Below are 9,423 nucleotides of genomic sequence, written 5' to 3' on the forward strand. Positions count from 1 at the left end.
CCCGCTGCGCCGCAGCCCCCGCTGACGCCCCCACCCCAGCCAGACGCTGCGCCACAGCCGCCGCTCACGCCCCAACCCAAGCCAGACGCTGCGCCACAGCCGCCGCTCACGCCCCAACCCAAGCCAGACGCTGCGCCGCAGCCACCGCTCACGCCACAACCCAAGCCAGACGCTGCACTGCAGCCGCCGCTCAATCCACAGCCCAAGCCCGACGCTGCACCGCAGCCGCCGCTCAATCCACAGCCCAAGCCAGACGTTGCACCGCAGCCACCGCTCACGCCACAGCCCAAGCCCGACGTTACACCGCAGCCGCCGGTCAACCCTGTTGTGCCAACGCCTGTGCCTGATGTGACCAGCCCGGGCCCCGCTGACAACCAAACCGATCTGCAGGGCTGGAGCTTTATCAACCGTCGACGGGTAAGGACTTGATGCCTGGCGTCGTGTTTCGACTTCTTCGATAAAAAACAGCGCTCTCCGGACCAGGCGTTCGGAGAGTCGCTAAAAAAGTGGAGAGACAGTCATGTCATGCTGCTCAATTAATAATATTGCTCGCGTAGTGGACGTACGCCAGGCGTTGAACAGGGAGTTACCGGACGCAACTAATGAAACCACGGGGCCTGGTGAACCGAAACAGTCAGGCTTTGGCCCAGGCCCTGTATCGACGCCCGTGAGCGTGCCGCAGAACAATGTCGCGATAGGAGATAACTTAGCCCCGATTGCCGGCCTGATTACATTGTTCAATTCATTGATCACGCGGTTGATCGACTTGATATCGGCTAGACCGGACAAGAGCACTCCCGCTATTACGCCGAGACCAGAAGTCACTCCCCCGTTAGTGCCGGCGCCTATTCCAGCGCCAATACCGGCCCCCCTGCCAGCGCCGACACCCGCACCGCAACCGATGCCCACTGTACCGACCCAGATCCCGAACTTGTCCGATAAACGCAACGGCACCAAGCCGGACAATATCTGGAGTGGCTTCCGCCAAGGCCCGGATGGCAACTGTGTCACGGTATCCGCCATCAAGGCTGCGATGTATCGGTTTGGCCAAAGCCCTACGGATATCTATAAGGAGGTGTTAAAGACGAACGACGGTTATCGAGTGACGATGCGTGATGATGTTGTGGTCAGGCTGACCGACCAGGAGTTGCAAATAGGCGCGGCAGGCTCGCTATTTAAGGGCACGGATAAAGGCATGCTCAAGGACGCGCAGTTTCTTTTCGCTGTCAGTGCCAAGCGGGCGCAAATGGAAAACAACGACGGCACGGCAGCGCGCAGCTTTAGAGCGGCTGTAAAGAGTTTGAACGATGGCGAAGATGACAATGGCCCCGGTGAAGGCTTCCTGCGCTTGGGGCTGAGGCACCATATGAAGCGGGTCAGCGTGCGCGATCTGGCCAAGGGCCAATTGGGCATGTGCAACCGAGCCCGCCATTCGGTGGCTGTGATCAATGGACGCGAAGAACTATATGGGCGACAGGGCTCGGCGCCGACGCGGGGGGACGCCGTCGCACTGATCTGATCCACGGCTATTCGTTTCCTGTTAAAGGATGCAGCCGGGATCTCTGGCTGCACTTTTTTCCTGCCCTGTCTTGAGTGAACAATTCCATGAACGCTTCAATTGATGGTCGTGGCTCGGTGGTGCCAAATCGGTTGCCTGAGCCTGTTGCGAGTGGTTTCAATGTGCAGGCCGGTGCGAAACGGGGTGACCTCGTGAATGCACTTCAAGGCGCCGAGCGTCGATTCGGCGAGCGCTTTGACTGCAGTACTCACGTGGCCGTTATCAATATGATGATGATGACCCTCGGCCCGCGTGCCTCCGATGTTTTCAGCGAAGTCACCCCGGCGGGTGATGGTTATGCCGTCACCATGAAGGATCAATACCGGGTGCAGGTGTCCCAGGCCGAGCTTGAGCGGGCCGCGCAGGCTTCGCGGTTCAGCGGGCAGGACCCTGACGTGGTGAAGCACGCCAACTTCATGTTGGCTGCGTTTGTAAAGCGCAAGCAGCAGTTGGGTGGCTATCCGACGTTTGAGGCTGCCCTGGCAAAAAGCCTTGAGGGCGAGACAAGCAAGCGTTGCCTGGAAGGGATGGGCGTCTATGGGCTGTCGCGTTGGGTTGCCGCTCGTGACATGGTCGGCAGGGAGTCGCCCTGGGTCCGCCAGACCCATGATTTTGGCGCCGCGCTCGTGGTGAGGGGTGCCAGTCACCCACACGGCAATGGTTACGGGTATGTGTTGTTCGATGACCGTGAGACGCCGCCGCAAAGGGACGGGGTGGAGTCTCAAGTGGCGGAGGGCATCAGGCATGCCGACATCTGGAGCGGCTTTTATCAGGGCGTCGAGGGCAATTGCGTCACCGTGTCGGCAATCAAGGCCGCCATCACTCGTTTCCCGGAAGGTATCTACACGTCCATCGTCAGGACGCCGGGCGGCTGTGAAGTGACGATGCGCGATGGCTTCCGGCTGCGCTTGAGCCATGCCGAGCTGAGGCAGGCCACCGCCGCCTCGAACTTTGCCGGCAGCAATCCGGTGTTGCTGGACTACGCGAACTTCCTGTACGCCTGCAGCGCCAAGCGGGCGCAAATGGAAAACAACGACTTCCGCGCCGAACAAGGGTTTGCGGTGGCGCTGGAAACCCTCAACGATGGCGAGTATCCCGGTGAGGCGCTGCAAAGGCTGGGGCTGTTCGGCTATATCCGTAACAGCACGGCTGAAGAATTGGCCGACGGTGCCATCGGCACGCTTGCGGACGGCTGGCACTCCGTGGCGGTAGTGGGCGGGGCGCTGGACCTGTATGGGCAAAAGTACGACCTCGGCACCTCGCACTGGAAGCGCAAGACGCTGACCGCCCTGAAGCTGGTGTGAGGATTAACCCAGCAACTGCCTGAATCCCTCGATCGGCAAGGGCCGGCTGTGTAAGAAACCCTGGAACAAATGGCAGCCCAGCTTTTGCAGGAATGCCAGTTGCTCCGAGGTTTCCACGCCTTCGGCAATCACTTCCAGGTTCAAGCTGCGGGCCATGGCCACGATGGCACGGATGATTTCGGCGTCGTTCGGGTCGTGGGTCGCGTCGCGTACAAACGACTGGTCGATTTTCAGCGCATCCACCGGCAGGCGCTTGAGGTAGGTCAGCGATGAATAGCCGGTGCCGAAGTCATCCATCGCAAAGCTCACGCCGAGTTTTTTCAGCCGGCGCATCTTGCTGATGGTGTCTTCCAGGTTCTGGATCACGATGCCTTCGGTGATTTCCAGCTTCAGCAGGCTGTAAGGCAGTCGATGCTGCTTGAGGCTGCGCTCCACCCGTTCGACAAAGTCGTTCTGGCGAAACTGTCGGGGGCTGATATTCACGCACAGGCTGAAATTCAGCGGGTCCACCAGGCCGTCGGCAATCAATTGCTCGAACGCGGCGCAGGCTTCATCGAGGATCCAGGTGCCCACTTCGAGGATCAGGCCGCTGTCTTCCAGCACCTTGATAAATTCGGTGGGGGACTGTGCGCCCAGCTGCGGGTGCTGCCAGCGCACCAGTGCTTCGGCCCCGACGATCTTGTTGCCGCGCGCATCCACCTGCGGCTGGTAATGCACGCTGAACTCCCCACGCGACAGTGCCAGGCGCAGGTCGGTCTCCATGCGCAGCCGCTCGCTGGCGGTTTTCTGCATGCTGTTGTGGAACATCTGCGTGGTGTTGCGCCCCGAGTCCTTGGCGCGGTACAGGGCGATGTCGGCGCGCTTGAGCAAGTCGGCCGGGGTCGAGCCATGATCGGGAATCAGTGCCACGCCAATGCTCGGCGTGACCTGCAAGCGGTGGCCATCGAGGAACATCGGTTCCGAGAGCAGTTCGCGCAGGGTGTCGGCCAGTTCCTGCACCTGGCCACTGACTTCGCTGCGCGTACCCTCCAGCCCGCTGAGCAGCACCACAAATTCATCGCCGCCCAGGCGCGCCACTGTGTCCTCCATGCGCACGCTGGCTTCGAGGCGTGCGGTGACGATTTTCAGCACCGTGTCGCCCACCGGGTGGCCGAGTGAATCGTTGATGTGCTTGAAGTGGTCGAGGTCGAGAAACAGCAGGGCACCGCGCAGGTTGTGGCGCTTGAGCAGGGCAATTTGCTGGCTCAGGCGGTCCATCAGCAGCGCGCGGTTGGGCAGGTTGGTCAACGGGTCGTGATAGGCCAGGTGGCGAATCTGCGCCTGGGCGTTCTTCAACAGGCTTACGTCGCGCGCGGTCAGCAGCAGGCAAGGGGTTTCATTGAGGGTGATCGGCTCGACCGACACTTCCACCGCCAGTACTTCGCCACGCTTGTTGTGCCAGAGCATTTCCAGGTGATGGATGCGCCCCTTGATCTGCAGCTCGGCGAGCAGTGCCGCGCGCTGGTTTTCGTCGGCCCAGATGCCGATCTGGTACAGCGTCAGGCCGATGGCATCCTCGGCGCGGTAGCCGGTCAGGCGGCAGAAGCCGTCGTTGACCTCGACATAACGGCCGGTGTCGCGCTCGGTGATGGAAATCGCGTCGGGGCTGGAATGAAACGCCTTGGCGAACTTCTCTTCGCTGGCCTTCAGCGCGGCCTCCGAGCGTTGCTGCTGGGTAATGTCACGCAACGTGGTGACGATGCACGGCTGGTTGCCGACCTTGATCAGGCGGCTGGAAATCACGCAGGTCAGGGCCTGGCCGTTCTTGTGGTGCACCACGATGGCCACGTTGCTCAGCCCCTGCTCGCGGATCACCCGTTCGATACGCTGCAGGCGCTTGCTCGATTCGTCCCACAGGCCGATCTGCTCGGCGCTCTTGTCGATGACCTCGGCGGCGGTCCAGCCGAAAGTCTGGGTAAAGGCCGGGTTGATCTCGATGAATGCACCGCTGTCCAGGTAGGTGACGCAGATCGGATCGGGGCTGGCCTGGAACAGGCTGGCAAATTTTTCCTCGGAGGCGGTCAGGCGTTGTTCGCGCTCGACCTGGTCGGTGATATCCAGCAGGGTGCCGGCCATGCGCTGCGGCGCGCCCAGTTCGTCGCGGTAGAGGCGGGCGCGGCTTTCCAGGTAACGCGAGCTGCCATCCTCCAGCTGCACGCGGTAGGTCAACTGATAGTTGCCGGCCGGGCCTTCGCGCAACGTGCGGTAGGCGTCGCGCATATTGTCGCGTTCTTCATCGGGCATGCCTTCAAAGAACGCCTCGAAGGATTCATGGAACGGCTCGGGCGGCAAGCCATGCAACTGGGCGGCGCGGGCCGAGCCGTAGAGCATGCCGCTGGGAATGTGCCAGTCCCAGGTGCCCAATTGCGCCGAGTCCAGCGCCAGGTCGAGGCGCTCCTGGCTGTCCTTGAGCGCCTGCTCGGCATTTTTGCGATCGGTGGTGTCGACAAAGGTGCTGATCAGGTAGGCCTCGCCCTCCAGTTCGACTTTCTGCGCGCTGAGCGTGCCATCGTGAATCTGCCCGTTGCTGGCGCAGAACTGTACTTCCATGCTGATCGGTTCGCCCTTGCGCTGAGTGGCCTTGACCAGTTGCGCGCGTTGTTCGGGGTGGCGCCACAGCCCCAGGTCCAGGGTGGTGCGGCCAATGACGTCGGCCACCGGCCAGCCGAAGTGCATTTCGAAATACTGGTTGGCTTCGCTGATCAGCCCGTCGGATTGGCGGGTCAGCAGGACCATGTTCGGGCACAGGTGAAACAGCGTGGCGAAGCGCTTTTCGGAGTGGCTGAGGGCGTGCTCGCGCTCGCGCTGGCGTGTGGTCTCGCGGATCACCCCGATCATGCGGCGCCGGCCCGCCTTGTCGGGGGCCAGGCTGCCGTTGATTTCCAGCCAGTGATGGCTGCCGTCCGGCCACTGGATGTGGTGATGCATGGCCTGCTCGAACGGCTCGCCGGCCAGCACCGCATGAAACGCGCGCACCACGCGGGTGCGGTCCTGCGGTGCGAGCAGGTCCAGGTAGTCGAGGTCCTTGGGCAGCGGTTGGCGCGGATCGAAGCCGAACAGCGCCTGGGTACCCCGCGACCAACTGATGCGCCCGGTGTCGATTTCCCAGCACCATGCGCCCAGCCGCGCCGCATTCAGGGCGGCCAGCAGTTGCGGGGCACTGTCCCAGCTTTGCTCCGCCTCTTGAGGGTCAAGGGCGTAGATGCGCGGCAGGGGAGGCAAGGAATCGACGGGGTTGCGCATTATCAAGGGGCCTTGGCTCTGTGGGCGTTCGGCGCGGTAGGTTCAGACCTTGAGGGCGCACAAGTTCATGCCGGTGTCCCTGGCAGATCGACCTGTGCATCCAATAGGCTCATGAAAGCCCGCGCAGCGTTCGACAGCGTCCTTTCGGTGTGCACGATATAGCCTAGCTGGCGACTGAGCTGTATGCCCGGCAAAGCGATACTTGCCACCTGATCGTCGAGCATGGTGCGCGGCAAAACGCTCCAGGCCAGGCCGATCGACACCATCATCTTGATAGTTTCCAAGTAGTTAGTGCTCATCGCGATATTCGGCGTCAGGCCCTGGGCCTCGAACAGCCGGCTGACAATATGGTGCGTAAAGGTGTTGCCACCGGGGAAAACCGCCGGGTGGCCGGCAATATCGGCCAGGCTGACGGAGCCGTTGCTGATCAGGCTGTGTTCCGGCGCCACCACGAAATCCAGCGGGTCGTCCCACACCGGGGTGGCGCGGACGAGGTGGTGAGGATCGGGCGCCAAGGTGATCACGGCCACTTCGGCGCGGCCGTGGAGGATTTCTTCGTAGGCTACTTCCGAATCGAGAAACTGGATATCCAGCGCCACATTCGGGTACTCGCGGGTAAACGTGCGCAGGATCGGCGGCAGGCGGTGCAGGCCGATATGGTGGCTGGTGGCCAAGGTCAGGCGACCGCTGACTTCACCGGTCAGGTTGGTGAGGGCGCGGCGGGTGTCGTCCAACACATTCAGGATCTGATAGGCACGCGGCAGCAGGGCGCGGCCGGCCTCGGTCAGGCCCACTTCACGGCCCAGGCGGTCGAACAGGCGCACCTTCAATTGTTGCTCCAGGCCAGCAATGCGCTTGCTGATGGCCGGCTGGGTCAGGTGCAGGCGTTCACCGGCACCAGAGAAACTGCCGGTCTCGGCGATGGCAATAAAGGCATTGAGGTTGGCCAGGTCCATTGTGCTATTCCAGTTGGTAATCCAAAGCATAAAAAATATGAATTTGAGTTATTTAATGTAGCGCCATACCATCAGCCTCACAAGCCAAAGGGTTATTGAATGTCTCAAGACCCGGGGCATAGAAAGACCGCTGATGAGGACCGACTGATGGCCGGCAAAACGCTTTACGACAAGCTTTGGGATTCCCATGAAGTGAAACGGCGCGACGATGGCTCGTCGCTGATCTATATCGACCGTCACATCATCCATGAAGTGACCTCGCCCCAAGCGTTCGAAGGCCTGCGCCTGGCCGGGCGCAAGCCTTGGCGCGTCGACTCGATCATCGCCACCCCGGATCACAACGTACCGACGACTCCCGAGCGCAAGGGCGGCATCGAAGCGATTGCCGACCAGGTCTCGCGTTTGCAGGTGCAAACCCTCGACGATTACTGCGACGAATATGGCATCACCGAATTCAAGATGAATGACGTGCGTCAAGGGATCGTGCACGTGATCGGCCCGGAGCAGGGCGCCACCTTGCCGGGCATGACCGTGGTCTGCGGCGACTCCCACACCTCCACCCACGGTGCCTTTGGCGCCCTGGCCCACGGCATCGGCACGTCCGAGGTGGAGCATGTGTTCGCTACCCAGTGCCTGGTCGCCAAGAAAATGAAGAACATGCTGGTGCGCGTTGAAGGCAAGCTGCCCTTCGGTGTGACCGCCAAGGACATCGTCCTCGCGGTGATCGGCAAGATCGGCACCGCCGGCGGTAACGGGCATGCCATCGAATTCGCCGGTAGCGCGATCCGCGACCTGTCCATCGAAGGCCGCATGACCATCTGCAACATGTCCATCGAGGCCGGTGCCCGCGTGGGCATGGTGGCGGCGGATGAAAAAACCGTGGAATACGTCAAAGGCCGTCCGTTCGCCCCGCAAGGCTCGGAGTGGGATGCCGCCGTCGAAGCCTGGAAAGACCTGGTGTCCGACGCCGATGCGGTGTTCGACACCGTGGTCGAGCTGGACGCTGCCCAGATCAAGCCGCAAGTCAGCTGGGGCACCTCGCCGGAAATGGTCCTGGCCGTCGACCAGAACGTGCCGGACCCGGCGCAGGAAGCCGACCTGGTCAAGCGCGGCTCCATCGAGCGCGCCTTGAAGTACATGGGCCTCAAAGCCAACCAGGCGATCACCGACATCCAGTTGGATCGCGTGTTTATCGGTTCCTGCACCAACTCGCGGATCGAAGACCTGCGTGCCGCGGCGGTGATCGCCAAGGGCCGCAAGGTGGCCTCGACCATCAAGCAAGCGATCGTGGTGCCAGGTTCGGGCCTGGTCAAGGCGCAAGCCGAAGCCGAAGGCCTGGACAAGATCTTCCTCGAAGCCGGGTTTGAATGGCGTGAGCCGGGCTGCTCGATGTGCCTGGCGATGAACCCGGACCGCCTGGAGTCGGGCGAGCATTGCGCGTCGACCTCCAACCGTAACTTCGAAGGGCGTCAGGGCGCCGGTGGGCGTACCCACCTGGTCAGCCCGGCCATGGCCGCTGCTGCTGCCGTCAACGGTCGTTTCATCGACGTTCGCGAATTGATCTGAGGAAAACCCGATGAGAGCTTTTACCCAACACACAGGATTGGTCGCGCCGTTGGACCGTGCCAACGTCGACACCGACCAGATCATCCCCAAGCAGTTCTTGAAGTCGATCAAACGCACCGGTTTCGGCCCCAACCTGTTCGACGAGTGGCGCTACCTGGACGTGGGCTATGCCTACCAGGACAACTCCAAGCGCCCGTTGAACAAGGACTTCGTGCTCAACGCTGAGCGCTACCAGGGCGCCAGCGTGTTGCTGGCCCGGGAAAACTTCGGTTGCGGCTCCAGCCGTGAACACGCGCCGTGGGCCCTGGAAGAATATGGCTTTCGCAGCATCATCGCGCCGAGCTACGCCGACATCTTCTTCAACAACAGCTTCAAGAACGGCCTGTTGCCGATCATCCTCAGCGACGCTGAAGTGGACGAGCTGTTCAAGCAGGTTGAAGCCAATGTCGGCTACCAGCTGACTGTCGACCTGGGCGCGCAGACCGTGACCCGTCCGGACGGCAAGGTGTATCACTTTGAGGTGGACGCGTTCCGCAAGCACTGCCTGCTCAACGGCCTGGACGACATCGGCCTGACCTTGCAGGACGGCGATGCGATTGCAGCGTTTGAAGCCAAGCACCGGGCCAGCCAGCCTTGGTTGTTTCGTGATGCGTAATTCTATGTAGGCTGCACTGGCCCCGTCGCGAGCAAGCCCGCTCCCACATTCGACCGAGTTCCTTGAGTTGAAATGCGATCAAATGTGGGAGCGGGCTTGCTC

The 9,423-nt window shown here is 61.9% G+C and carries 6 protein-coding genes and 1 pseudogene; 5 read left to right on the top strand and 2 right to left on the bottom strand.

Going from position 1 to position 9,423, the window contains the following annotated elements:
* From QMX97_RS30275 to QMX97_RS30285, 3 genes and pseudogenes are all read left to right on the top strand, one after another.
* Positions 1-429: pseudogene (locus QMX97_RS30275) on the top strand (hypothetical protein); the annotation flags it as partial.
* 502 nt (positions 430-931) lie between these two features.
* Positions 932-1,519 carry a hypothetical protein gene (locus QMX97_RS32130; RefSeq protein WP_315420768.1) on the top strand — a complete coding sequence of 196 codons (588 nt, stop codon included), beginning with the start codon at positions 932-934 and terminating at the stop codon, positions 1,517-1,519.
* An 86-nt stretch (positions 1,520-1,605) separates the two neighbouring features.
* Positions 1,606-2,862 carry a hypothetical protein gene (locus tag QMX97_RS30285; RefSeq protein WP_282398127.1) on the top strand — a complete coding sequence of 419 codons (1,257 nt, stop codon included), beginning with the start codon at positions 1,606-1,608 and terminating at the stop codon, positions 2,860-2,862.
* 3 nt (positions 2,863-2,865) lie between these two features.
* On the opposite strand, the gene QMX97_RS30290 is transcribed toward QMX97_RS30285, so the two are convergent.
* Entirely contained in the window at positions 2,866-6,144 is a 3,279-nt protein-coding gene (locus tag QMX97_RS30290; RefSeq protein ID WP_106803175.1) for an EAL domain-containing protein, read from the bottom strand.
* Between the two features lie 65 nt (positions 6,145-6,209).
* Positions 6,210-7,100 carry a LysR family transcriptional regulator gene (locus QMX97_RS30295; protein ID WP_065904527.1) on the bottom strand — a complete coding sequence of 297 codons (891 nt, stop codon included), beginning with the start codon at positions 7,098-7,100 and terminating at the stop codon, positions 6,210-6,212.
* 147 nt (positions 7,101-7,247) lie between these two features.
* Here QMX97_RS30295 and leuC point away from each other — a divergent pair, with 147 nt between their 5' ends.
* On the top strand, positions 7,248-8,666 hold the full coding sequence (gene leuC / locus QMX97_RS30300; protein WP_106803176.1) for a 3-isopropylmalate dehydratase large subunit: 1,419 nt from the start codon (positions 7,248-7,250) through the stop codon (positions 8,664-8,666).
* Between the two features lie 10 nt (positions 8,667-8,676).
* Positions 8,677-9,321: a 3-isopropylmalate dehydratase small subunit gene (leuD, locus tag QMX97_RS30305; protein ID WP_282398128.1), complete on the top strand. Its 645-nt coding sequence runs from the start codon at positions 8,677-8,679 to the stop codon at positions 9,319-9,321.
* Positions 9,322-9,423: the final 102 nt, after the last annotated feature.

The organism is Pseudomonas sp. PS01298, from assembly GCF_029959745.1.
Lineage (GTDB): Bacteria > Pseudomonadota > Gammaproteobacteria > Pseudomonadales > Pseudomonadaceae > Aquipseudomonas > Aquipseudomonas aylmerensis.

Coding starts and splice junctions, on each gene's coding strand:
- QMX97_RS30290 (WP_106803175.1), bottom strand. CDS start 6,144: ATGCGCAACCCCGTCGATTCCTTGCCTCCCCTGCCGCGCATCTACGCC.
- leuC (WP_106803176.1), top strand. CDS start 7,248: ATGGCCGGCAAAACGCTTTACGACAAGCTTTGGGATTCCCATGAAGTG.
- QMX97_RS30285 (WP_282398127.1), top strand. CDS start 1,606: ATGAACGCTTCAATTGATGGTCGTGGCTCGGTGGTGCCAAATCGGTTG.
- QMX97_RS30295 (WP_065904527.1), bottom strand. CDS start 7,100: ATGGACCTGGCCAACCTCAATGCCTTTATTGCCATCGCCGAGACCGGC.
- leuD (WP_282398128.1), top strand. CDS start 8,677: ATGAGAGCTTTTACCCAACACACAGGATTGGTCGCGCCGTTGGACCGT.